At 38.8% G+C, this 23,996-nt stretch carries 22 protein-coding genes; 16 read left to right on the top strand and 6 right to left on the bottom strand.

The annotated features are described in order from the left end of the window. Window positions 1-99 precede the first annotated feature (99 nt). Window positions 100-597, bottom strand: a complete 498-nt coding sequence (locus IJ535_RS08845) for a DUF2798 domain-containing protein (protein WP_294301493.1) — start codon at window positions 595-597, stop codon at window positions 100-102. A gap of 176 nt (window positions 598-773) precedes the next feature. Further along, a complete protein-coding gene (locus tag IJ535_RS08840) occupies window positions 774-941 on the bottom strand; it encodes a hypothetical protein (protein ID WP_294301491.1) in 168 nt (55 codons plus the stop codon). 223 nt (window positions 942-1,164) lie between these two features. Between IJ535_RS08840 and IJ535_RS08835 the strand changes: the two genes are divergently transcribed. After that, a complete protein-coding gene (locus tag IJ535_RS08835; RefSeq protein WP_294301488.1) occupies window positions 1,165-3,285 on the top strand; it encodes a M13-type metalloendopeptidase in 2,121 nt (706 codons plus the stop codon). 105 nt (window positions 3,286-3,390) lie between these two features. Here IJ535_RS08835 and pflA read toward each other — a convergent pair whose 3' ends face one another. The 3 genes from pflA to IJ535_RS08820 all read right to left on the bottom strand — a co-directional run bounded on the left by pflA (window position 3,391) and on the right by IJ535_RS08820 (window position 7,401). Beyond that, window positions 3,391-4,125 carry a pyruvate formate-lyase-activating protein gene (pflA, locus tag IJ535_RS08830; protein WP_294301485.1) on the bottom strand — a complete coding sequence of 245 codons (735 nt, stop codon included), beginning with the start codon at window positions 4,123-4,125 and terminating at the stop codon, window positions 3,391-3,393. A gap of 90 nt (window positions 4,126-4,215) precedes the next feature. Continuing rightward, window positions 4,216-6,474, bottom strand: coding sequence for a formate C-acetyltransferase (pflB, locus tag IJ535_RS08825; protein ID WP_294301483.1), 2,259 nt, complete (start codon window positions 6,472-6,474; stop codon window positions 4,216-4,218). A gap of 267 nt (window positions 6,475-6,741) precedes the next feature. After that, window positions 6,742-7,401, bottom strand: coding sequence for a hypothetical protein (locus IJ535_RS08820; RefSeq protein ID WP_294301480.1), 660 nt, complete (start codon window positions 7,399-7,401; stop codon window positions 6,742-6,744). A gap of 189 nt (window positions 7,402-7,590) precedes the next feature. On the opposite strand from IJ535_RS08820, the gene IJ535_RS08815 reads away from it, so the two are divergent. From IJ535_RS08815 to IJ535_RS08775, 9 genes are all read left to right on the top strand, one after another. After that, complete coding sequence (locus IJ535_RS08815) at window positions 7,591-8,481, top strand: exonuclease domain-containing protein (protein ID WP_294301477.1); 891 nt, start codon at window positions 7,591-7,593, stop codon at window positions 8,479-8,481. A 115-nt stretch (window positions 8,482-8,596) separates the two neighbouring features. Next, complete coding sequence (locus IJ535_RS08810; protein WP_294301475.1) at window positions 8,597-8,752, top strand: hypothetical protein; 156 nt, start codon at window positions 8,597-8,599, stop codon at window positions 8,750-8,752. An 89-nt stretch (window positions 8,753-8,841) separates the two neighbouring features. Next, window positions 8,842-9,417 carry a flavin reductase family protein gene (locus IJ535_RS08805; protein ID WP_294301472.1) on the top strand — a complete coding sequence of 192 codons (576 nt, stop codon included), beginning with the start codon at window positions 8,842-8,844 and terminating at the stop codon, window positions 9,415-9,417. After that, window positions 9,414-10,718 (top strand): M18 family aminopeptidase, encoded by a 1,305-nt coding sequence (locus tag IJ535_RS08800; RefSeq protein WP_294301468.1) that lies wholly within the window; start codon window positions 9,414-9,416, stop codon window positions 10,716-10,718. The genes IJ535_RS08805 and IJ535_RS08800 overlap by 4 nt, the downstream gene beginning before the upstream one ends. Before the next feature lie 46 nt (window positions 10,719-10,764). Further along, window positions 10,765-11,553 (top strand): phosphoribosylformimino-5-aminoimidazole carboxamide ribotide isomerase, encoded by a 789-nt coding sequence (hisA, locus tag IJ535_RS08795; protein WP_294301465.1) that lies wholly within the window; start codon window positions 10,765-10,767, stop codon window positions 11,551-11,553. 24 nt (window positions 11,554-11,577) lie between these two features. Continuing rightward, the gene (locus IJ535_RS08790) at window positions 11,578-12,792 is read left to right on the top strand and encodes an LL-diaminopimelate aminotransferase (RefSeq protein ID WP_294301462.1); all 1,215 of its coding nucleotides are present in this window, start codon (window positions 11,578-11,580) and stop codon (window positions 12,790-12,792) included. Between the two features lie 172 nt (window positions 12,793-12,964). Beyond that, window positions 12,965-13,987, top strand: a complete 1,023-nt coding sequence (locus IJ535_RS08785) for a DNA cytosine methyltransferase (RefSeq protein ID WP_294301459.1) — start codon at window positions 12,965-12,967, stop codon at window positions 13,985-13,987. Next, window positions 13,971-14,861 (top strand): Eco47II family restriction endonuclease, encoded by an 891-nt coding sequence (locus tag IJ535_RS08780; protein WP_294301456.1) that lies wholly within the window; start codon window positions 13,971-13,973, stop codon window positions 14,859-14,861. Before IJ535_RS08785 ends, IJ535_RS08780 begins: the two co-directional genes overlap by 17 nt. 12 nt (window positions 14,862-14,873) lie before the next feature. Beyond that, the gene (locus IJ535_RS08775; RefSeq protein WP_294301453.1) at window positions 14,874-15,941 is read left to right on the top strand and encodes a GntR family transcriptional regulator; all 1,068 of its coding nucleotides are present in this window, start codon (window positions 14,874-14,876) and stop codon (window positions 15,939-15,941) included. A 293-nt stretch (window positions 15,942-16,234) separates the two neighbouring features. Here IJ535_RS08775 and IJ535_RS08770 read toward each other — a convergent pair whose 3' ends face one another. Next, window positions 16,235-16,432: a YjfB family protein gene (locus IJ535_RS08770; RefSeq protein ID WP_294301451.1), complete on the bottom strand. Its 198-nt coding sequence runs from the start codon at window positions 16,430-16,432 to the stop codon at window positions 16,235-16,237. A 221-nt stretch (window positions 16,433-16,653) separates the two neighbouring features. On the opposite strand from IJ535_RS08770, the gene IJ535_RS08765 reads away from it, so the two are divergent. The 6 genes from IJ535_RS08765 to IJ535_RS08740 all read left to right on the top strand — a co-directional run bounded on the left by IJ535_RS08765 (window position 16,654) and on the right by IJ535_RS08740 (window position 23,945). Beyond that, complete coding sequence (locus tag IJ535_RS08765; protein ID WP_294301449.1) at window positions 16,654-17,571, top strand: alpha/beta hydrolase fold domain-containing protein; 918 nt, start codon at window positions 16,654-16,656, stop codon at window positions 17,569-17,571. A gap of 21 nt (window positions 17,572-17,592) precedes the next feature. Then, window positions 17,593-18,840: a hypothetical protein gene (locus IJ535_RS08760; RefSeq protein ID WP_294301446.1), complete on the top strand. Its 1,248-nt coding sequence runs from the start codon at window positions 17,593-17,595 to the stop codon at window positions 18,838-18,840. Then, complete coding sequence (locus tag IJ535_RS08755; protein ID WP_294289942.1) at window positions 18,840-19,508, top strand: DUF6320 domain-containing protein; 669 nt, start codon at window positions 18,840-18,842, stop codon at window positions 19,506-19,508. The genes IJ535_RS08760 and IJ535_RS08755 overlap by 1 nt, the downstream gene beginning before the upstream one ends. Continuing rightward, window positions 19,508-22,072 (top strand): bifunctional diguanylate cyclase/phosphodiesterase, encoded by a 2,565-nt coding sequence (locus IJ535_RS08750; RefSeq protein ID WP_294301444.1) that lies wholly within the window; start codon window positions 19,508-19,510, stop codon window positions 22,070-22,072. Before IJ535_RS08755 ends, IJ535_RS08750 begins: the two co-directional genes overlap by 1 nt. An 89-nt stretch (window positions 22,073-22,161) precedes the next feature. Then, entirely contained in the window at window positions 22,162-22,965 is an 804-nt protein-coding gene (locus IJ535_RS08745; RefSeq protein ID WP_028242123.1) for an enoyl-CoA hydratase-related protein, read from the top strand. Between the two features lie 368 nt (window positions 22,966-23,333). Continuing rightward, complete coding sequence (locus IJ535_RS08740) at window positions 23,334-23,945, top strand: hypothetical protein (RefSeq protein ID WP_294301434.1); 612 nt, start codon at window positions 23,334-23,336, stop codon at window positions 23,943-23,945. The last annotated feature ends 51 nt before the right edge of the window (window positions 23,946-23,996 follow it).

Here is a 23,996-nt window from a genome sequence, read left to right as displayed (position 1 = left end):
ACATTCACAAGCCTAATGATTTCTTTGCTTCACTAACATGTGAAGCAAATGAAATATTAGAGCTTGCGAATTACAGTCAGGCTTGTTTTATGAAATAAACTATGCTGCCTTAGATTCGCTCTTAGCTGCGCTTGTATTCTGTTCCTTCTTCTCGCGGAAGATGCTGCGGAAGATAAGACGTACAAATGGTCCACAGTAGAACAACTGATATAAAAGAGCCATTGGGAAATTCATAGCCCATGTCTGTACCCATGTACCAAATGTCTTAGTGTCCTTGAAAAGGATAGTAGCAACAAGTCTCATGATAGGGCACATGATGCAGCAGATGCAAATAGAAATTGCATAAGTGATAAACTGTGGTCTATCTGTAGGGCGTACTACTGTGAAAGCAAGAGCCTTAGCAATCTTACCTACGATGAAAAACTCAAGGATAAATGCGATAGGCACCATGATTGGAAGCTCATGTAAAGCTGCTAAGAAAGTGGCACCGCTAACACCACCCATGTTAAGAGCTACGTTGTAAACCACCATTCCGTAAACCATGATAGTGGCCATGATAATTGTATAAACTACATCCTGAAACTTATTTTTTGGCATAAAAAACCTCCTTCTGATAATGAATAACTATTAAGAATTAATGTGTTGTTCGTTATCATCCGGAGGATGTGCGTTTCCAATTTAACCATACTCTTTTCAATTGCCAAGCAATTGTATCATGATTAAACCCAAAATGTAAGTATTAAATTAAAAACATTAATAAACACGCATTCATGTTAAACAATCCCTAAATTCTTTATAAGAGAATCATAAGAATCAGGAGTCATTTTATATCTACTGCCATCTGAGGTGCACACCGCATGCTCAACAGGCTCTACAGCAGTAATTTGCTGCATGTTAATGTAAACAAATTCTCCAGTTACAGTTGTTATTTCGAAATACATATATAAGCCCTCCTCAAATCTTTAATGATGAGGATATTATATTCTTAAAATGTTTCCAGATTGTGAAGAATCTGTTATTTAAGCATTCACAGGCATAAGGATATTTGCTGGTAAAAGTAAAAACTGTATTATTTAAAAGTTCAAGGAATATACACAATTTGTATGGTGAAAATTTTTATAATCGTATTAGGTTGTATATTTAGCATATAAGGAGATGGAGACTATGAAAAAAATTGCTTTCCGAAATGCAATTACCAAATTGTTGGCAGGGATATTAACAGCGTCATTATTGGCAGGATGTGGCACTACTTCCACTCTTGCGTCCCAAAAAGAGGATAGCACTGAGGATGTTAAGAAGGAAGCTAGTGTATCTAAAATAGACACATCTTTAATGACACCTTGGCTAAACAGCAATATCATCGGCATTGTTACAGATGAGACTAATCCTGATTTGAAGGATGATTTTTATCTTAATGTCAATCATGATTATTTTATGGATGTTAGCCTGCGCCCAGGATATTCAAACGAAACTCCTATTTTTGATGCAGCAGATGCTATAAAGAAAAGATGCCTTGATATTCTCGCAGACAAGACTCTTGATAAGAGAGATGCGAAGCTGCCACAAAGCTTTTATGAGTTGTTCCTTGACTGGGAAACAAGAAATGAGCAGGGCGTTGAACCGTTAATGTTTTTCTTTGATAAATTAAAGAGTATCAGTAGCTTAGAAGAACTAAATGAATATATGCTCACTGATGACTATTTTGTCTATGGCAATTATTTAACAAATGTGAATATGGGTACAAATGCTGATGACTCAACTCTTTATCAGGTAGATATATATAGTACTACACTTTCACTTCGAGATCCTGCAGAGTATCGGGAGCTTACAGAGGAAGGAAAGCGTAGGAATACCTATAATGAAGGAGCTGCAAAATACATGCTTGGAAGGCTGGGCTACTCTGAGGAAGAAATTGCTAAGCTTATCGAAAATCAGTTTAGCCTTGAGAAGAAAATTGCAGCCTCTATGAAAACCAAGCTTGAGCAGAGTGAACCTGGCTTTGTCAAAGAGTCAATAAATCCGGTTACTATGGAGGATTTGAAGAAAATGTCACCAAACTATCCACTTCCACAGTATATGGAAAAGTTTGGCTATTCGGATTCGAAGCTTATCAATGTTAATGAGCCAGCTTGGTTGAAGGGCTTGAATGAAGTCTATACTGAAGAGAATTTTGATGAAATCATGGCTTATGTGACCGTACAAGCGGCAGTATCCTTTATTACATTTGTTGATGAAGATGCATACAGAACAAGTCAGAAGCTTTCAAGGGAGTATAGTGGCATAAGTGAAAGTAAATCTGATGAGGACGCTGCCTATGATGCGACTATGAATCATTTTTCTGATAATGTATCACGTATTTATATTGAAAAATATCTGAATGAAGATATTAAGGAGGAAATTACAGATATTTGTCAGGATACTATAGATACATACAAGGAGATGATTGATACTATAGACTGGCTTTCAGAAGAAACGAAAGAGCAGGCTAAATACAAGCTTGAAAATATTGTAATTCACGCAGTTTATCCTGATAAGTGGCCTGATGATTCTATGTATTATGTGACTCCAAAGGAAGAAGGCGGAACATACCTTCAGGCAATGATTGATTATGCAAAATCAAATCATGAGGAGGAGCTGACACATATCAACGGCAAAGTGGATAAAGAGCTTTGGGGAATAAATATACTCAGTACAAATGCTTATTATAATCCTACTAACAATTCCATAAATATTATTCCAGGCTTTTTCTGCGATGCCACATACAGAAGCGATATGTCCATAGAGGAAAAGTATGGAGCACTTGGCTCAGTCATCGGCCATGAGATTTCACATGCCTTTGATACAAATGGCGCTCAGTACGATGCTGATGGCAATGTGAAGGACTGGTGGACCGAAGAAGACTATGCTGCATTCATGGATAGAGCCGACAAACTGGTAGGATATTTTGATAAGGTAGTAGCATTCGATGATGGAACACCGATTAAGGGACAGCTTATCCAGACAGAGGCAATTGCAGATATGGCAGGCTTTAAGTGTATGCTCATAATGGCAAAGAAGATTGATGGCTTTGACTACGACAAATTCTTCAAGGCAAATGCTAAGCTTTGGGCAAGAGCCGGCACCCTTGAATTTATGGAAAAATGTGCACTTACTGACCCACATCCTCTCCATTACCTAAGGGGAAATGTAACTATGCAGCAATTTGACGAGTTTTATGAAACCTATGATATAAAAGAGGGGGATGGAATGTATATTGCTCCTGAAAAGAGAATTGCCGTATGGTGAGCTGGAAGAATTGAAAATGCTGTGTGAAAACGATGAAACAAGCTACCGTATTTCTCGTATCTAGAGAAATGCGGTAGCTTGCATTTTATTCGCAACTAATTATTTCTATTTTGCGCCAAGTATTTCCTTGGCATTTTTAATACGCTCTGGGGTAGGGGATTCAACACCCTCTAAGCGGTATGGGATGCCAAGCTCAGCGTATTTTGGAACTCCAAGGCTGTGGTAAGGAAGAACCTCTACACGCTCTACAGAATCAAGTGTATCGATAAACTCTCTGGTACGGTGTAGCAATTCATCATTGTCGCTTCCACCAGGAACAAGTACGTGGCGAATCCAGATACGAATGCCCATATCTGATATTTCTTTTGCCATTTCAAGGATGTTGGCGTTATCTACGCCTGTAAGCTTCTTATGCTCCTCAGGGTCGATGTTTTTGATATCAAGCATTACAGTGTCTGTAACACTCATAAGCTCCTTCCATTTGCTATAGAAAGGCTCTTCGTGAGTGAAAGGCTGACCTGCGGTATCAATACAAGTGGTGATACCCTTAGCTTTGGCTTTCTTAAATAAATCTAATACAAAATCAATCTGAAGAAGTGGCTCGCCACCGCTAACTGTGATGCCTCCATCCTTTTTCCAATAAGGCTTGAAGCGAAGAGCTTTTTCAAGAACCTGGTCTGCAGTATATTCTTCACCCTGGTGTTCAGCCCATGTCTCAGGATTGTGGCAGAATGCACAGCGCATCTTACATCCATTTAAGAAAATCAAAAAACGTACTCCTGGGCCATCTACGGCACCGAAGCTTTCAAATTTATTTACGTAACCTATAATTTCACTCATAAATCTACCTCATAAAAAATCCCCTCATCCGGCCCTGCGGGCCACCTTCCCCCAATGGGGGAAGGCTTTCAGAGGGGAACAACTTACATATTAGAGTGCCTCGTGGCAAGTACGTGCGATAACGTCAAGCTGCTGAGTCTTTGTTAAGTCGATGAACTTAACAGCGTATCCAGATACACGGATTGTAAAGTTAGCGTACTCTGGCTTCTCTGGATGCTCCATAGCATCGATAAGCTTTTCTTTACCAAATACGTTAACGTTAAGGTGATGAGCACCCTGATCGAAGTATCCGTCAAGAACGTTAACAAGGTTGTTAACACGCTCTTCTTCTGAGTGTCCAAGAGCACCTGGGTTGATTGTCTGTGTATTTGAGATACCATCAAGTGCCTCTTCGTATGGAAGCTTAGCAACAGAGTTAAGAGAAGCGATAAGACCGCTCTTCTCAGCACCGTATGCTGGGTTAGCACCTGGTGAAAGTGGCTCGCCTGCTGGTCTTCCGTCTGGAAGAGCACCTGTAGCCTTACCATAAACTACGTTTGAAGTAATTGTAAGGATAGATGTTGTAGGCTCTGAATCTCTGTATGTGTGGATGTGACGAAGCTTGCTCATGAATGTTCTAAGAAGCCATACAGCAATCTCATCAGCTCTGTCATCATCGTTACCGTAACGTGGGAAGTCACCTTCGATTTCGAAATCCTTTGTGATTCCGTCCTCATCACGGATAGCCTTAACCTTTGCGTACTTGATAGCTGAAAGTGAATCTACACAGTGTGAGAAACCAGCGATACCTGTAGCAAATGAACGACGTACGTGTGTATCGATAAGTGCCATCTGGCAAACTTCGTAGTAATACTTATCATGCATGTAGTGAATCATGTTAAGAGCTCCAACATACATGTGAGCTAACCAATCCATCATCTGATCGAACTTGTGCATAACTTCATCGTAGTCAAGAATCTCAGATGTGATAGGTGTGTACTCAGGACCAACCTGATCATGAGTCTTCTCATCAACACCACCGTTGATAGCGTAAAGAAGACACTTAGCAAGGTTTGCACGAGCACCGAAGAACTGAAGCTCCTTACCTGTCTCTGTAGCAGATACACAGCAGCAGATTGAGTAATCATCGCCCCATGTAACTCTCATAACATCATCGTTCTCGTACTGGATAGAAGATGTGTTTACAGAAATCTTAGCAGCATACTTCTTGAATGACTCAGGAAGACGGCTAGAGTACATAACTGTAAGGTTTGGCTCTGGTGAAGGTCCCATGTTCTCAAGTGTGTGAAGGAATCTGTAGCAAGTCTTTGTAACCTGGTGACGACCATCAAGACCGATACCACCAACTTCAAGTGTAGCCCAAACTGGATCACCTGAGAATAACTGGTTGTAAGACTCGATACGAGCAAACTTAACCATACGGCACTTCATTGTGAAGTGATCGATGATTTCCTGTGCCTCAGACTCTGTGATAACGCCATTAGCAAGGTCACGTGTCATGTAGATATCAAGGAATGTAGATACACGACCAACTGACATAGCAGCACCGTTCTGAGTCTTGATAGCTGCAAGGTAACCGAAGTATAACCACTGAGCAGCTTCCTTAGCGTTAGCAGCTGGCTTAGAAATATCGAAGCCATAAGAAGCAGCCATTTCCTTCATGCCCTTAAGAGCATTGATCTGGTCTGTGATTTCCTCGCGAAGCTGGAAGTCGTAACGTCTCATACCCTGACGGTTTGTGTTAGCGAAGTCAATCTGCTTCTTCTCGATAAGGTAATCAATACCGTAAAGAGCAACTCTTCTGTAATCGCCGACGATACGTCCACGACCGTATGTATCAGGAAGACCTGTTAAGATCTTGTTGTGACGTGCCTTTAAAATTTCAGGAGTGTAGATATCGAATACACCCTGGTTATGTGTCTTATGATATTTTGTAAAGATTTCGTGAAGCTTCTCGCTTGGCTCATAACCGTACATCTTGCAAGACTGCTCAGCCATCTTGATACCACCGTAAGGCATGAATGCTCTCTTAAGTGGCTTGTCTGTCTGAAGACCAACAATCTGCTCAAGATCCTTTGTCTCATCAGAAATGTAACCTGGGCCATAAGAAGTAAGTGAAGAAACAATTTCTGTTTCCATGTCAAGAACGCCGCCCTTAGCACGCTCAGCTGCCTGAAGCTCCTGAAGCTTGCCCCAAAGAGTGTTAGTAGCATCTGTAGGACCTGCTAAGAAAGACTCATCTCCATCATAAGGAGTGTAGTTGTTCTGAATGAAGTCACGTACATCAACGTTATCTTTCCAAACGCGACCTACGAAACCATTCCATTGTGCGAAATCGTGATTTGCCATTGATTCAATCCCTTTCTGAAATTATAAATGTTATTGGTTATGCTAGTGGGGTTGTGTTAGCTATACCATGGACAGTTAGATATAACTAACGTACTAGCTCATTTACAATATAACATAGGTCTGATAAAAAATTAACAATGTATTTGAATAAAAACATAATTAAATGTATTTATATAAATACAAAAAAATACAATGTGTATAAACACAAAAAAAAATCCCTGCTAAGCAAGGATTTTTATGTAAAATATAGAATTAAATCTGCGGCGGTTAGAGTATGTCGAAATTCTGAAGGGCCTGGATTCTTATTTCATCTGGAATGGTATCTGATACTTGGCCAGATTCGATTAAATCTACGGTGTTAGCATCGTTTTCAATCTGAGATAGCTTTGCAAAGCTTTTAGCTGTGGTGTTGTTGAAGTTTTGTAAGTCCTCTGCCTCAGAGGCTTTTCTGGCAGTTCTTGATTCCATTTCCTGATTATAGTCTATTTGAGAAATATCACCCTTTAGATATAGCTGCTTTAGTTCCGAATCGGAATAGCCTGCAAAGGATGTGATTGTACTTGCTTCTTCTGCCATATCCCAGGTGTTTTTCTGAATTTCTTTAGTTGCAGTATGAACCTCATAATCAGGCATTTCAAACTTCTTTTCGGACAATCTTTCTAGTTCTTCCTGCAGTATCTTGTGAAGATTGGTTTCCTCACCATTATCTTGCTTAACACGGACAGTATCTCCATCCTTTGAAGAGGATACAACAGGGCCATATTCTTTGGTTAAAACATCAGTTGACTTATCTGAAAGGGGATGTTTTTCACTAACAGGTGGCTTAGAACTATCTAAAGATGGCTTAGAACTATCCAAAGAATGCGCAGCCTTAGTGACCGTTGTGTTTTCTATATGAATATTGTTTTTTACACTGATATCAGCCATAATGTATCTCCTGACCTGGTAAACACACTCCCACTTGTAAGAGTTATTATAAACTAAAATTATGAAATAATTGTGTGTATGATAACATAAACAACAATCTATTAAGTGGAAGAATTTTACAAGGTTGTTGATGGTTCAAAAACATGATAAGATTTATGTAATTAATTAGTTATTTTACGGAGATAAATATTGGCAACAGTTAATAATTCAAATAAAAAAATAAAGGGTCCGAGTCAGACTGCGCCAGCAGGCTACAAGGGGAAAAATCAGGCATTTTTGGATGCTGAGTATTTAAGCGCAAGGTATAAGAAAAGCTCTATTGAGGATGTAATATCTGTTGGTGTAATCATTACTAACCCAGCCCATGAGGAGCTTGACAGATTCTATTCCACAGTCAGACTTCGTCCAGGGCACAAGCTGCCTCCACTTATTACAGAGCTTACTGGTCTTACTAATGAGGACTTGGAATTTGCACCGGATTATGAGGATGTAATGACAGAGCTTATCACCATGATTCGCAAATATCAGGTTGGCAAAATCTGTGTTTGGGGCGGTGATAAAAACAGCTTTCAAAGGGATTTTGAGTCTCGCAATCTGGAAAAGCCACTTAAGCGTAGTGTAGGTAAATTTATCAGCACCTTTGAAAATATCCAAAAGGAAGTAAGCCTAGATGTTACAGATGGACTTGATGCAAATCTGTCTCTTGCAGATATGAAGACTATCTGTGGTCTTGGTGGATATGTGGAGCATAATGCTTTATCAGATGCTGAGGATATGCTTAATTGTATTCGCATTATTGAGCAGGATGAAATGCGATACGATGGCAAGAAAGCCGCCGAATACAAGAAGTTCAGAGGGGAATACGTAAAGAACCGCAGCTTTGACGATTTTGAAGAGGATAGAGATTATATTATTGATTCTGAAATCGGGGAGCAGTTTTTAGAGGAAATAATTTCTAGAGGCTTCGAAAATGACCCTAAGACCAAGGCTTTTATGGATGATTTAAAATTCCTTCTTGGGAAAGATAATGTATATATGGGAACTTTTTCTGAAATGATGGAAGAAAAATCAGAGAATTAACTAAATCGTCACACATTGTCAATATACATTTGCTAGAATATGTCTATCACTAATAATTTGCAAAAGGCAATCTGAACGAGTGGGGTTGCCTGCAAATTTAGGAGGAGGGGTAGTTATGTTAGGGTATGGATATTGCGCAATGTACAGGGGAACGCCAATTACCGATGAGGTAAAAAAGGAATTGGAGAAAAAGAAAGAGGAATTTAAGGCTGAGTTTGAGGAGCGAAAAAAGATAATCGATTTTGCTACAAGAATGCCGATTTATAAATAGTATTTTAAGTGGGGCTGCTTATGTGCAAGCCCCTTTTCTTATGGAATTTTTTAGAGTATATTAGTAGGGTAGTTTTTTAGGAGGTGAACATGGGAAAACAAAAATGGAAGCCAGGAAATATGGTATATCCCCTTCCGGCTGTTTTGGTTACATGCCGTGATAAGGATGGCAATGATAATGTGCTTACAGTAGCTTGGACAGGTACAGTTTGCACGAATCCACCAATGGCATATATATCTGTAAGACCTAGCAGATATTCCTATCAGATGATAAAAGACACAGGGGAATTTGCAATCAACTTAACTACTGAGGAGCTTAGCTTTGCTACAGATTTTTGTGGAGTGCAAAGCGGAAGAGATGTTGATAAATTCGAAAAATGCAATCTTCATAAGGAAGAAGCTGATGAAATCAATGTACCTCTCATTGTTGAATCACCAGTCAACATCGAATGCCGAGTTAAAGAAGCTCATGAATATGGCAGTCACACCATGTTTGTAGCAGATGTTTTGGCTGTACATGCAGATGAAAGCTATATGAATGAAACTGGCAAGTTTGAACTTGAAAAAGCCAATCTGCTTGCTTATTCCCATGGAACATATTATGGCCTAACCAGTCCTAAAGGGACTTTTGGATATTCAGTAAAGAAAGAAGGAAAGAAAAAATGAATGAAACAGTAAAAGGTTTATTTGAATTTATAGAGGAGAGTCCATCACAGTTTCACGTTGTAGCAAATGAAAGACAAAGATTCTTAGATGCAGGCTTTGTGGAGCTTTCAGAGGCTAAGGAGTGGAAGCTTGAGCTTGGTAAGAATTATTTCGTTACAAGAAACGGTTCATCAATTCTTGCATTTAGAATGCCAAAGGCTGAATACAAGAGCTTCATGATTATGGCGTCTCACAGCGATTCACCAAGCTTCCGTATTAAGGAAATGCCTGAGATGAAGGAAGGCCACTATGTAAAGCTTAATACAGAAAAGTACGGCGGAATGCTTATGGCGCCATGGTTTGACAGACCTCTTTCTATAGCTGGTCGCGCCATTGTTAAGTCTAAGAATGGTATTGAAACAAAGCTTGTTAATTTAGACAAGGATTTGTGCATGCTTCCATCCCTTGCTATACACATGAACCGTGAGGCAAATGACGGCTATAAGTACAATGCGCAAAAGGATATGCTTCCACTTGTTTCTATGGATGAAGATTTTAACCTTAAGAAGTTTGTTGCTGAAAGCTTATCTGTTAAGGAAGACGATATCCTAGGAAGCGATTTATTCTTATACAACAGAGAGCCTGGTAAGGTTTGGGGTGCTAAGGATGAGTTCATTTCAATCAGAAGATTAGATGACCTTCAGTGCTCTTACAGCTCAATGATGGGACTTCTTGATGCTAAGAATTCAGAGTCTGCAGTTCAGATTCATGTAACATTTGATAACGAAGAAGTAGGAAGTGGAACAAAGCAGGGTGCTGATTCTACATTCCTTTATGATGCTCTTGTTAGAATTAACGAGGCAATGGGTGGAAATAATTCTACATTATTAACAGCAATTGCTAATTCATTTATGGTATCTGCTGACAATGCACATGCTCTTCATCCAAACTACCCAGAGAAGAGTGACCCTACTAACAAGGTATTTATGAATGAGGGCGTTGTTATCAAGTTCAATGCTAATCAGAAGTACATGACTGATGGTCTTGCATTTGGCATTTTCACAGAGCTTTGCAACAAGGCTAAGGTGCCTTATCAGACATTTGTAAACCGTTCTGATGTTGCAGGTGGTTCTACACTTGGTAACATTTCTAATGCCCATGTTTCTATCAATGGTGTTGATATAGGATTGGCTCAGCTTGCAATGCATTCTTGCTATGAGACAGCAGGTGTGAAAGATACCGAATATTTATTGAAAATTGCCACAATTTTCTACGAAAGTGTAATTGAAAATATTTCTGGTTGCGATTATAATTTACGTTAATTTTTACTTGCTTAATGACTAAACTATAACAGGGGAGGACGAGAAATTGCGTTTCAGACCATGCATTGACATTCACAACGGAAAGGTAAAGCAGATAGTAGGAGATACTATCTCAGATTTGGGAAAGGCTGATGGACAGCCAAAGGAGAATTTTGTAGCCGATAAGGATGCAGCTTATTATGCAAATATCTACAAGGCTGACAACCTAAATGGTGGTCACATTATTAACCTCAATATGAAAGGCACCAAGGAGTACAAGGCTTCTATGGAAGAGGCTATCAAAGCACTTAGCACATTCCCAAATGGCATGCAGTACGGTGGAGGCGTTGATGATAAAAACGCCAAGGAGTATATCGATGCAGGTGCTAGCCATGTAATCGTTACTTCCTTTGTTTTTAATGATGGAAGGGTGGATTATGATGCCCTTAAGCGCATATCAAATGCTGTTGGCAGAGAACACTTGGTTCTTGATTTGTCGTGCACCAGAGTTGATGATAAATATGTAATTGTTACAGATCGCTGGCAGAAGGTTTCAAAGGAGATTATCACATACAATTTCCTTGATAGATTAGCTTATTACTGTGATGAGTTTTTGATTCATGCAGCAGATGTTGAAGGCAGACAAAACGGAATCGACAGAGATTTAGTTGGATTTTTGGCCCGCTATAAGAGAGTGCCAATCACATACGCAGGTGGCGTCTCTGATTATGGCGACATCGAGCTTATCAGCTATCTCAGCGATAATAATATGGATTTTACTGTTGGCTCGTGTTTGGATTTATTCGGCGGAAATTTATCCTATGAGCGAATAGTTAAAAGAATAACAACCAGATAATTAAATATTAAAAGGGAGGCGGACATGTTTAAGGTAAATTCGAATTTTGCAAAACTTCCAGGAAGCTATCTTTTCTCTACAATAGCTAAGAAGGTAGCAGCATACTCTGAGGCTAATCCAAATGCTGATATAATCAGACTTGGCATTGGCGATGTTACTCAGCCTATTGCACCAGCTATGATTAAGGCACTTCATAGTGCAGTTGATGAGATGGGCAGCGCTAACACATTCCATGGTTATGCACCTGATTTAGGCTATCCTTTCTTAAGAGAAGCTATTGCTAAGACAGATTTTCAGGCTAGAGGCTGTGATATTAGTGCAGATGAGATATTCGTATCAGACGGAGCTAAGTCAGATTCTGCAGATATTCAGGAGCTGTTCGCTGATGATGTTAAGATAGCAGTATGTGACCCTGTTTATCCTGTATATGTTGATTCTAATATTATGGCAGGCAGAGGTGGCACATACGATGACAAGTCTGGCAAGTGGTCAGATATTATTTATATGCCTACAACAGCAGAGAATAAATTCGTGCCAGAGTTTCCAAGTGAGACACCTGATGTTATTTATCTTTGCCTTCCTAACAATCCAACTGGAACTACTCTTACTAAGAGCCAGCTTCAGCAATGGGTTGATTATGCTAATAAAAATGGCTGCCTGATTATTTTTGATGCAGCTTATGAGGCTTATATTTCTGAAGCAGATGTACCTCATTCCATCTATGAATGTACAGGTGCCCGCACATGCGCTATAGAGATTCATTCTTTCTCTAAGAATGCAGGCTTTACTGGCGTACGCCTTGGATATACTGTAGTACCTAAGGATTTGGTATTTGATGGGGCATCACTTCACGGAATGTGGGCTAGACGTCACGGCACTAAGTTCAACGGAGCTCCATACATCATCCAGCGCGCTGGTGAGGCAGTTTATTCAGCAGAAGGTCAGGCTCAGATTAAGGAGCAGGTTGGCTACTACATGAATAACGCCAAGACAATATATACTGGTCTTAAGGATGCAGGCTTCGAGGTATACGGTGGCGTTAACGCACCATACATCTGGCTTAAGACTCCTGACAACATGACTTCATGGGAATTCTTCGATTACTTATTAGAAAAGGTTCAGATAGTAGGAACACCTGGAGCAGGCTTTGGACCATCCGGTGAAGGATACTTCCGCCTGACAGCCTTCGGATCCACAGAAAATACCGCTAGAGCAATTGAGCGTATAAAGAAACTATAGTATATAAAATCCTAGCAGTAGTTAGCTGCTAGGATTTTTTTAAATATGGATGGACCAGATTTTTTTAATATGATAAAATTACATGGATGATAATGCTAAAAATAATTGTTCTTAATTTATGCATATATTTAGTGTTATAATCTATACAATAAATTATAGATAGGGAGTAGAAATGTATACAACAATAGAACTGTTTGCTGGAGCAGGTGGTTTGGCACTTGGTGTTGAAAAAGCAGGATTTAATACAATTGGATTAGTGGAATTTGACGCAGATGCGTGCAATACACTTAAGACTAACAGGCCAAATTGGAACGTGATACATGATGATATTGCAAATGTTTCAAATCAAAATTTGGAAGAATTATTTAATATAAAAAAAGGCGATTTAGATTTATTGTCAGGCGGTGCTCCTTGTCAAGCTTTTTCTTATGCTGGAAAAAGACTTGGTTTCGAAGATACTCGTGGCACATTGTTTTACCATTACGCAGTGTTTTTGAAGAAGTTACAACCAAAAATGTTTTTATTTGAAAATGTTAGAGGTTTATTAACACATGATGGTGGAAAAACATATAAAACCATGCTTAATGTTTTTGAAGATGCTGGTTATGTCACTGAAAAACAGGTGCTTAATGCTTGGGACTATGGGGTAGCTCAAAAAAGGGAAAGGCTTATAACTGTTGGAATAAGAAAAGATTTGGCAAATCAAATAAAGTTTGAGTTTCCAAAAAAACATGAATATAAGCCTGTTTTGAAAGATATTTTATATAATGTTCCTGATTCTCCATACACTCCATACGGAGAAAAGAAAAGAAAAATATTTGAACTTGTTCCTCCTGGAGGCTATTGGAGAGATATTGATCCTGAAATTGCAAAAGAATATATGAAAAGCTGTTGGTATATGGCTGGTGGAAGGACGGGTATTTTAAGAAGATTAAGTATGGAGGAACCCTCATTGACAGTATTGACATCTCCATCTCAAAAGCAAACAGAACGTTGTCATCCACTTGAGGCAAGACCTTTCACTATAAGAGAGAATGCTAGATGTCAAAGTTTTCCAGATGAGTGGGAATTTTGCGGAAGTATTATGTCTCAATACAAGCAAGTGGGAAATGCTGTTCCGGTTAATTTGGGATATGAAGTCGCGGCGCAGATTAAGAAAGCTTTGGAGGAAAATGTATATGTCTTGGGAGCTTAGTTTTATAAAAGAAGAAGATTTTAGAAAACATGTTGAAAATACCATAACTAAGTATGGTACAAAATTGGAGCCATACGATATTAAAAAGTTTAATAGTAATATTGTTGACCCTATAAAGATATTGTTTGACAAAATGGTATATCAGGCATCTTGGGATGAGATTGTTAGCAATGAAATATCAAGACAGAGAGATAAATCTAATAATAATGATATAGGTTATTTTCATCAAAGAATTTTTCAATATATCGATAAATGCTATGTGCCAGATAATGGAAAAGATGGTGGCTGGGACGTAATTTATAAGAATGATGATGGAATCATACTTCCAGATGGAGATACAGTTCATACTGTTTATGTTGAGATGAAGAATAAACATAACACTATGAATTCAGCTTCTGCTGCTAAAACATATATAAAAATGCAAAATCAACTATTGTCAGATGATGATTGTGCATGTTTTTTAGTAGAGGCTATTGCTAAGCATTCGCAGAATATTAAATGGGAAACAAGTGTTGATGGAAACAAGGTATCACATAAAAGAATTAGAAGAGTTAGTATTGACCAGTTCTACGATATAGTTACTGGGGAAGAAGATGCCTTTTATCAAATGTGCTTGAAGCTTCCTGAAATAATAGAATCAGTTGTTTCCGAAAGTGACAAAGTATGTGTGCCGAATGATACAGTTATAGATGAATTAAGGGCGATAGCATCTACTCTTGATGCGCAAACTGATGAATTGTCTATGTGTTTAGCTATGTATTTCCTTGGTTTTGAATCATATATAGGATTTAATTCAAAAACACTAGAGTATAAAAACAATCCAATATCTAAGGGAATGGCGTTAGATAGCTATAATAGAACTATCAATAGATGATAATTTGGAAAGATGAATTATTCTAAAAAAGACATAATAATAAGGGATATTAAAAAATTAATAAATGAAGGACGGTATCAAGAGGGAGATAAAATTCTTTCAGAGAACCAATTAGCAAATAAGTATGGAGTTAGTAGGCAAACCGTACGAAAAGCGCTATCTGAAATGATAACTGAGGGCTACCTTTACGCAATGCACGGAAGTGGCACATTTGTTGCAACTCGTAAAAATCATAAAAGACATACTAAAAATATTGCTGTGGTTTCAACCTATATGTCAGACTATATCTTTCCTAGGGTAATACAGGGGATTAATCAGGTTTTAGATGAAAACGGCTACAGTATTCTTCTTAAAACTACCAACAACTCCAGAAAGGGTGAGGCTTGGTGTATGGAAGAATTGTTATCCAAAAACATCGATGGCATGATTATCGAGCCTAGCCAAAGTGCCATCAGCTGTCAGCACCAGGTTCTTTACGACCAGATGGATGCTATGGGAATCCCATACGTTTTCATACAAGGCTGTTACGAAGCAATGATGGACCGTCCATTTGTAATGCTTGATGACGTGGAAGGTGGAAAGCTAATCACCGAGCATTTGATTGGTCTAGGACACAAAAATATTGCTGGCATTTTTAAGGCTGACGACACCCAGGGCATCCTTCGCCACAAGGGTTACATCAAGGCACTACAGGCTGCCGGCATAGCCTACAATCCTGATTTAGTTATCTGGTACCACACTAAGGATAAAACAATGAAGCCAATGGAAGGCTTAATTAGAATATTAGAAAGCGGCTTATCCTGTCATGCAGTGGTTTGCTACAATGACGAGATAGCCGCCGATGTTATAAAGGGTCTTCAAAATATTGGGCGAAGTGTGCCTCACGATATTTCTGTGACAGGCTTCGACAATTCCCTACTTGCCCACAGCAAAGGAATCACAACCATCGCACATCCACAGGAGGAGCTTGGCAAAGTTGCCGCGACCACCCTTCTGGGCTTGATAGATGGTACACTTCCACGTAAAGAAGCGCATATTATGCTCGAACCTAAGGTTATAGAACGAAAGAGCTGTTTTTAATTAATTTTAGACAGGTAAAAAGCGATGCCGGCGGGGCATCGCTTTTCAAAAGGGAGAATAATGTTATGAAAAAAATGGTTCATCGCTTCTGTCTTGCGATGTAATTATAATACTATCTACAGGTGAACTAACAATGTAAAAAATGTGAATAAAGCATAGAAAGAAAATTTTATATTGTGAATTGCTTACCGATATTTGAAAGTAATTGATATAGGTTAATAACTATAACGCAAATGAAAAGAGCTTGCAACGGGCAAGCTCTTTTATAGTAAAAACCAAAATACATTTATAACTCATATGCGCATATCAATCATGGTACCTGACGTAGGATAAACCAAGCTTTCCAAAGAAGGAGAATTCATATCCATACTTTTTGATAAAGCCTCGGCTTGTCCTTCTACGACATCTAAAGTCTTGCCGAGCATAGCAGTCCCCACTGCTGAAAGGAGCTGGTTTTGACTTAAATTCATAGAAATCTCAGCTATATCCATGCTGCGCCTCCCCTAAAAAAGACTTAACGCTTTTTCTGTACAAAGACATTCTATCATGTAACGCTTTACATTTGGTGTCAAACTGTGACCAAAATGTGAAAAAACTGTGAAATTTTACTCAAAGCAATAAAAATGTATATTACTAAATGTTTCTTGCTGATTTTATAGAAAAAGAAGCTCATAATTATTATAATAAAAATAGTATAATTAAGAGGGAAAGTATGGCTTTATTAAAAATCAATCTTAATGATCCGTTGATGAAGGCTATCAAAGCAGTTAATTCTATTGGTGGCAAATCCCTAACGGATGAAGACTTAAAAAAGCAAAGGTCCGCTATGGAATTAGCTGGGAAGCTTGCTGCGCCTACAGGTGGAGTTACAGTAGAAGCTTTTACTACAGGGGACATTTCCTGCGAATGGGTTAAACCGGATTTGGCACATAATCCTCAGTATATCATTCTATATGCTCACGGTGGAGGCTACACCTGTGGGGGCTTAGGATATGCAAGGATTCTTGCAGCCAAGCTTGCAGTATCAACAGGGTTTTCTGTAGTTTCATTTGAGTATAGATTGGCACCAGAGTATCAATATCCCGCACCTTTAGAGGATGCTATGAAGGTGTGGTCCTATCTGATGGATAAAGGGTACGGTGCTAAGCAGGTGATTTTTGCAGGTGATTCCGCAGGAGGTAATCTGGTATTATGTATGACCAGAAAGCTTTTAGTGGAAAAACAACTGACTCCAAGGTGCATGATGCTATTTAGCCCTTGGACAGATATGACAGCAACGGCTTCATCCTACGAAGCCTGTAAAGAAAAGGATCCGATTCTTACAAAGGATTATGTGCTAGGTGTTAGAGAAGCATATATAGGTAAGGATGCAAATCCGGCAGATGAAATATATAGCCCACTAAATGGCAGTTTTGTGGGATTTCCACCTACCTATATAATGGTAGGCAAGAATGAGATTTTACTGGATGACAGTATATCTTTACAAAAAAAGATGCATAAGGCTGGCTGCAATGCAGTGATTGATATAGAAAAGGATGGGTGGCATGTGTATCAGCAAATGCCATTGCCATTGGCAAACAGGGCTATGAAGCGTTTGTCGGATTACCTGTCAAACCTAATCTATATGTAGCCTGGGAGTAAAGGATAAATAATGAGTAGAGACAATTGGTATAAGGTAGATAATGTTGCAAAGGTTTTTCTTGCAACAGCAGCAAAGAGAGATACAAGAACACTGCGTGTAAGCGCAACACTTTGGGAGGATATAGACCCGGAGCTTTTACAGGAGGCAGTTTTATCGGCTATTCAGATTCGCCCTCAGTTTCAGGTGCGTATTAGAAGAGGAATCTTTTGGCACTATATGGAGGATACTGATATTCAGCCGGTGGTTACAGAGGAGCATGGCAGGGTTTGTCCTATTTTGTACATACCAGGGCGAGCAATGCTTCACTATAAGGTTACATACTACGGCAATAGAATCAATCTTGATTTGTTCCATGCTATTTCAGATGGAACAGGTGCGTTGGAATTTTTGAACATTATTGTTTTAGATTATCTGAAGCTTAAATATCCTGGCAGATACGAAAATACCACCATCCATTCAGGAGCTTCTGAGGATGACTTGAATCAGGATAGCTATAAGCAGTTTTTTGGTGGAATGGGATTAAAGGGCTCTTCCCTTAAGTACGCTTATCACCCTAGTGGGCTAAAGCTTCCATACGACCAATTACAGTTCTTTGAGGTTCACATGCCTACAGAACAGATACTTCCTAAGGCTAAGGAACTTGGGGTTTCCCTTACCAGCTATATAGGGGCAAGGTTTATGCTTGCTATTATGGAGGATATGCCACCACGTAAGCGTAAAACACCTATTAATGTATCCTTGCCTGTTAATCTTAGAAACTATTATCCTAGCCACACATCACGTAATTTCTTTAACAATGTAAATGTTTCTCATGTATTTGATGAGGACATTTCCCTTGAAGATTTGGCTAAAGAGTTCGATGAAAAGCTAAAGGCTAATCTTACAGAAGAAAATATCAAAAAGCAGATGGACAATTTTGAGACCATGGAATATGTGGCTCCTGTTAGGGCAGTACCACTTTTTATCAAGCAGTGGGTGGTAAGATATGGCTCAAAGGTCACAGATAAAAAGGTGTCTGTAGTGCTATCTAATCTTGGTGTGCAGAAGCCACCAGAGGAAGTGGCATCTATGATTCAAAACTACAGTGCCTTTTGTAGCTCGGCTAATCTGTTTTCTACCATGTATAGTTATAATGGGGAGCTATCCCTTGGAATCTCTTCTCCATACGCAAACACAAGGGTAGTTAAGAACCTTGTGCGAGGTCTTTCTGAGGATGGGGTAAATATCAGAATATATGCGACGGAGGTGATTCGATAATGAAGAATTGTCCTTATTGTAAAATAGAAGTGGGCGGCAATCTTAAAAAATGCCCACTGTGCCAAAGTAGATTAAACGGCGAGGCAGAAAGGCCTTATTTTCCACAGCAGACCACATTAAAGATTCAATCTTTCTTCTATAAGCTACAGCTTTTTATAGTTTGGTCCATGGTTATCCTAAGCCTGGGCTTGGATTTCTTGTTTAACCTTAAGGTGTGGCCAACGCTTGATATTCACTGGAGTCTTATAGTGGCGATGTGGTTGATTGTATTTGAATTTGGAATAATGAGGCTATTCAAAAAAGGCATTAGCTCATCAAGAATAATGACCCTGTTTGTATTCATAGTGTTAGTAATGCTTGGAATTACAGCTTATTATGTGGGGATTTTTTCATTAGTTACCGATTGGATTGCACCGATTGTTGTAATGGGAACATTGATAGCTAATTTTGTACTTGCCATGTTAGATAAAAATGGCAATGCTATGGTTTATCTGTTAACAAATCTTGTGGTTGGAATTTTGCCATATATTGTTTTTTATTTTATGGAAAGAGACTGTCCAATTGCCTGGATAGTATGTTTGTTAATAAGTGTTATCCTTTTTGTAGGAGCAATTATTTTTAAGGGAAGAGAAGTGGCTGGCGAGATTCAAAGGAGGTTAAGCGTCTAATGGATAAAATGGGGGGCACTTTTAATAAGAGCAAATACTTAATAGACAATTTTGATAGGGCGCTTGCAGAAGGCTGGGTAGAAGTATATTTTCAACCGATAATACGTACCTCTAACGGTCGAGTATGCGCAGAAGAAGCCCTGGTGAGATGGGAAGACCCTAGGCTTGGCATGCTTAATCCTATGGATTTTGTTCCATCTCTTGAGGCGGTGAATATAGTTCACAAGCTGGATCTATATGTGTTAGAGATTGCTCTTGCTAAGATGAATGAACAGATTAGAAGGGGAATATATGTTGTTCCTACATCTATTAATCTGTCTCAGGTGGATTTTTATACTTGCGATGTGGTTGAGGAGGTTGCCAAGAGAGTAGAAAAAGCAAATATCTCCAGAAGGTTAATAGCCATAGAGGTGTCAGAGGAAACTCTTTCAGCAGGAAATGACTATATTATTTCTCAACTGGAACAGTTTAGAGATTTGGGATTCCAGGTATGGATGGACGATTATGGCAGCGGGGATGCTGCTCTTACTATATTGCAGAAGGTACATTTTGATGCCCTGAAAATCAATATGTTTTTTGTTCAACAGATAAAAAAGAGTGAGAGAGCAAGAATTATATTAACAGAGCTTGTTAGGCTTGCAATGTCTCTTGGAATGGAGACTGTAGTAGAGGGTGTTGAATTTAAAGAGCAAATAGATTTTTTGCAGGAGATAGGTTGCACAAAGCTTCAGGGCTTTATTTATTGCAAACCTCTTCCTATCAGTCAGATATTTGCCAGATACGAAAACGGAACTGCAATAGGCTTTGAAAATCCTAAAGAGTCTTCTTACTACTCTGCTGTAGGTAAAATCAGCTTATATGATATATCCTTTGCAAGAAATAATTCTAATGAATTGGCTAATTATTTCGATACCTTTCCAATTGCAATATTGGAAACAAGTGAAACAAGCTTAAGATTTGTAAGGGGAAATGAATCCTTCAAGAAATTTATGGATAAGAATTTTCCTAATGCAAATCTTTATTCAGAATATATTTTTGGCAAGAATCATAAATCTGTTGGAGTATATACCATGAACAGCATCCGCAAATGCGGTGAGAATGGTAAGCGCAGAATCATTGATGATAGAACTTCCGATGGTCGTATAATTCAAATGCTTGTTCAACGAATTGCAGTTAATCCTGTGACAAAGGTTGCAGCTGTTGTAATAGCTGTTTTACAGGTTAATGAGGAACAGACTAATGCTGATTCACTTACCTATAACTATATAGCAAGGGCACTGTCTGAGGATTATGTGGATTTGTTCTTTGTTAATATGGATACAGAGGATTATGTAGAATACAATCCAGATGGCCTTAACAGGGATGTGTCTGTTGAAATGCGTGGGCAGGATTTCTTTAGAAGACTGGATTATGAGTATAGCAGAAGGGTGTATGCTGATGACATCGAATTAATGCGAAACTCATTTACTAAAGAAAATATTTTAAAGATGATTGAAGAGCAGAGGGCTTATTCCATTACCTATCGAAGAATGGTACAAGGGGTTCCTACATATGTTATTTTGAAAGCAGTTAAGGTTAGAAGTGACAGAAATCACATACTGATTGGAATCAATAATATAGATGCCCAGATTAAGGAACGAAAATTAATAGAAAAGGTTAAAGAAGAGCGGATTATGTATTCTCGCGTAATGTCTCTTGCTGGTGACATATTTAGCATTTATTTAGTTGATCCAGATACAGAGCATTATGTTTGCTTCAACTCAACAGATGAGTTGGATGAATTTAATATACCAATGGATGATGATAATTTCTTTGCAGAGTCCAGAGAAAATGCCAAGCGTATTGTTCATCGAGATGATTTGCGAGAATTTTTATCTGTATTTACTAAGGAAAATGTTCTCACAAATATTAAGAATCACGGCATCTTCATACATAAGTACAGATTCAGATTACAGGATGAAACTATTCATGTAATGCTTAGATCCACTCTTGTGGAGGAAAACACCGGTCCAAAGCTTATTGTAGGTATAATGAACATTGAAAATCAGTTTATGATGGAGCAGGAGTATGCTGCCAACTTGCAGGCCGCAGAAGATAAGGCATTTAAGGATCAGCTCACAGGTGTTAAAAACAAGAGAGCCTATGTGGATGAAGAGGAACGTATTAACCTGCAGATTAAAACAGGTTCCGATTTTGAATTTGGCATTGTTGTATGCGATATAAATGGCTTGAAGCAAATAAATGATACAAAGGGGCACCAGGCCGGTGATGCGTACATAAAAGAGGGCTGTGAGATAATCTGCGATGCATTTTCAAGAAGCCCTGTTTTTAGAATTGGTGGAGATGAATTTGTGGCAATAGTTCAAGGAAAAGACTATGACCGCCTGAATTCAAGAATATCCAAGATTACCAAAATCAATGATAAGAATAAGAAGAATGGTAAAGTCACAATTGCTGTAGGTTCTTCTGTGTTCAACAAAGCGGACAAGTTTGTATCGGATGTTTTTGAGAGAGCAGATTCAACTATGTATGCAAACAAAAAGAAGATGAAAGAAGATATATAATGACTTAATTGGGATTGACAAAAGTTTAACAATAGACTACTATTATAAACATGAGAAAAAGGGCAAGACCCTTAAAGAGGAGGATTACTATGAGCGAATTTAACAACTTAAAGCTTGAAGTTGCAGATGAGATTGCAGTTCTTACAATTTCACGTCCAGCAGCACTTAATGCACTTAATTCAGAGACACTTGATGAGCTTAATGTAGCTTTAACAGAAATCGAGGCAAGAGATGATGTTAAGGTTCTTATTCTTACAGGTGGTCCTGACAAGAAGGATAATGCATTTAAGTCATTCGTAGCTGGTGCAGATATCTCTGAGATGGTTAACTTCACAGCTGCAGAGGCTAGAGCATTCGGTATGAGAGCTTCTGTTCCATTCTTTAAGCTCATGAATATGAGACAGGTTACAATCGCTGCAGTTAACGGATTTGCACTTGGTGGTGGATGCGAAATCGCAATGGCTTGTGATATTCGTATCGCTTCAGAGAACGCTACATTTGGTCAGCCAGAGACAGGCCTTGGAATTATCCCAGGTTTCGGTGGCACACAGAGACTTGCTCGTCTTGTTGGTATGGGACGTGCTAAGGAGCTTATCTTCACATGTGATTCTATTGATGCTAACGAAGCATACAGAATCGGCCTTGTAAACAAGGTAACAACTACAGAAGAGCTTATGTCTACAGCTAAGGCTATGGCTGCTAAGATTGCTTCAAAGGGAAGCTACGCAGTATCTATCGCAAAGGCTGCTATCAACAACGGATACGACATGGATATCAAGAACGCTGTTGAGATGGAAGCTAACCTCTTCGGTATTACATGTTCTACACATGATAAGGCTGAAGGAATGGGCGCTTTCCTTGAGAGACGTGCAGCTAATCTTACAGATTTCTAATATCACTTAGTCATTTGCCACCCAGTTATATTAGCTGGGTGGCTTTTTTCTTTAGCGACCTGCATAACCTTGGCAAGCGCGAGGAGGATATGACCATCATTTTCCGAATGTAATGAAGGAAAATGTTGGTCTAGTAAGCGGAGCTTACATCGGTGGCCCTCAAAGTTCCTTGCAAAGCAAGGATGCCTTTGAGGACATGCCATGCGGTTAAGGAGGGACCCTTTAGGGAGGTTCCCTTGACCGCAATGGGAGGTGGCCTCCGGGAGCATGAAAAACTAGGAAGGTCGCATCTATAGGGGGTTGTAAAAAAAGGTGTAAACAGTTATCATAATTAAGATTAGGTTAATATTAGGTATAGTAGGTGAATTATGAATAACGATTATATGTTTGAAGACGAAGATAATATGGATTACAACAGTAACCATAATCAGGAAAGCCAACAAAATCAACAGTTTGGCTTCGATGATGGGAATCAGAGCGGGCAGTATACAGGTCCTAAATATAGCTATATTGATCCAGGGTATAAGCCAAAGTCAGATGGCTTGGGAATAGCTGTAGCTTCTATGGTGCTTGGTATTATTTCGTTTGTTTTGTTTTTATGTGGTATCAATATCATTGCTTCAATTATTTCTATTATTCTTGGAATAGTTTTTCTTGTTAGAAGTAGTGATAAGCTTGGCAGAATTTTTTCTATTACTGGTATTGTTACATCAGTGCTTGGTATCGCCTGCTGTATAGCGGCATGGAATTTTATCTTTAGCAACGTAGATGGCATCTTAAATCTTGCAAATGATAAAGATGGTATGGAGAAGTGGTATGGCTATTATGGTATTGATAGTATATATGATGATTTAGAGCCATACGATGATGAAAATAATTATATATTTGATGATCCAAATGGGGATGATTTAAACAATTTATTTGATGGAAAAATAGGTGAGGATGAACATCCTGAAGTGGATTTTGATGACACACTTTAATTTTGGTTAAATGTGCCGACTTTGGCATTTTTAATAGTAAGAGAAGGGATA

This window comes from Pseudobutyrivibrio sp. (genome assembly GCF_017471675.1).
Taxonomy (GTDB): domain Bacteria; phylum Bacillota; class Clostridia; order Lachnospirales; family Lachnospiraceae; genus Pseudobutyrivibrio.
The sequence above is the reverse complement of the archived record's forward strand: the minus strand, read 5'-3'. Positions and strand labels throughout refer to the sequence as shown.

Coding starts and splice junctions, on each gene's coding strand:
- IJ535_RS08790 (WP_294301462.1), top strand. CDS start 11,578: ATGTTTAAGGTAAATTCGAATTTTGCAAAACTTCCAGGAAGCTATCTT.
- IJ535_RS08780 (WP_294301456.1), top strand. CDS start 13,971: ATGTCTTGGGAGCTTAGTTTTATAAAAGAAGAAGATTTTAGAAAACAT.
- IJ535_RS08800 (WP_294301468.1), top strand. CDS start 9,414: ATGAATGAAACAGTAAAAGGTTTATTTGAATTTATAGAGGAGAGTCCA.
- IJ535_RS08745 (WP_028242123.1), top strand. CDS start 22,162: ATGAGCGAATTTAACAACTTAAAGCTTGAAGTTGCAGATGAGATTGCA.
- IJ535_RS08750 (WP_294301444.1), top strand. CDS start 19,508: ATGGATAAAATGGGGGGCACTTTTAATAAGAGCAAATACTTAATAGAC.
- IJ535_RS08770 (WP_294301451.1), bottom strand. CDS start 16,432: ATGGATATAGCTGAGATTTCTATGAATTTAAGTCAAAACCAGCTCCTT.
- IJ535_RS08785 (WP_294301459.1), top strand. CDS start 12,965: ATGTATACAACAATAGAACTGTTTGCTGGAGCAGGTGGTTTGGCACTT.
- IJ535_RS08835 (WP_294301488.1), top strand. CDS start 1,165: ATGAAAAAAATTGCTTTCCGAAATGCAATTACCAAATTGTTGGCAGGG.
- pflB (WP_294301483.1), bottom strand. CDS start 6,474: ATGGCAAATCACGATTTCGCACAATGGAATGGTTTCGTAGGTCGCGTT.
- IJ535_RS08810 (WP_294301475.1), top strand. CDS start 8,597: ATGTTAGGGTATGGATATTGCGCAATGTACAGGGGAACGCCAATTACC.
- IJ535_RS08755 (WP_294289942.1), top strand. CDS start 18,840: ATGAAGAATTGTCCTTATTGTAAAATAGAAGTGGGCGGCAATCTTAAA.
- IJ535_RS08805 (WP_294301472.1), top strand. CDS start 8,842: ATGGGAAAACAAAAATGGAAGCCAGGAAATATGGTATATCCCCTTCCG.
- IJ535_RS08820 (WP_294301480.1), bottom strand. CDS start 7,401: ATGGCTGATATCAGTGTAAAAAACAATATTCATATAGAAAACACAACG.
- IJ535_RS08840 (WP_294301491.1), bottom strand. CDS start 941: ATGTATTTCGAAATAACAACTGTAACTGGAGAATTTGTTTACATTAAC.
- IJ535_RS08845 (WP_294301493.1), bottom strand. CDS start 597: ATGCCAAAAAATAAGTTTCAGGATGTAGTTTATACAATTATCATGGCC.
- pflA (WP_294301485.1), bottom strand. CDS start 4,125: ATGAGTGAAATTATAGGTTACGTAAATAAATTTGAAAGCTTCGGTGCC.
- IJ535_RS08775 (WP_294301453.1), top strand. CDS start 14,874: ATGAATTATTCTAAAAAAGACATAATAATAAGGGATATTAAAAAATTA.
- IJ535_RS08765 (WP_294301449.1), top strand. CDS start 16,654: ATGGCTTTATTAAAAATCAATCTTAATGATCCGTTGATGAAGGCTATC.
- IJ535_RS08760 (WP_294301446.1), top strand. CDS start 17,593: ATGAGTAGAGACAATTGGTATAAGGTAGATAATGTTGCAAAGGTTTTT.
- IJ535_RS08740 (WP_294301434.1), top strand. CDS start 23,334: ATGAATAACGATTATATGTTTGAAGACGAAGATAATATGGATTACAAC.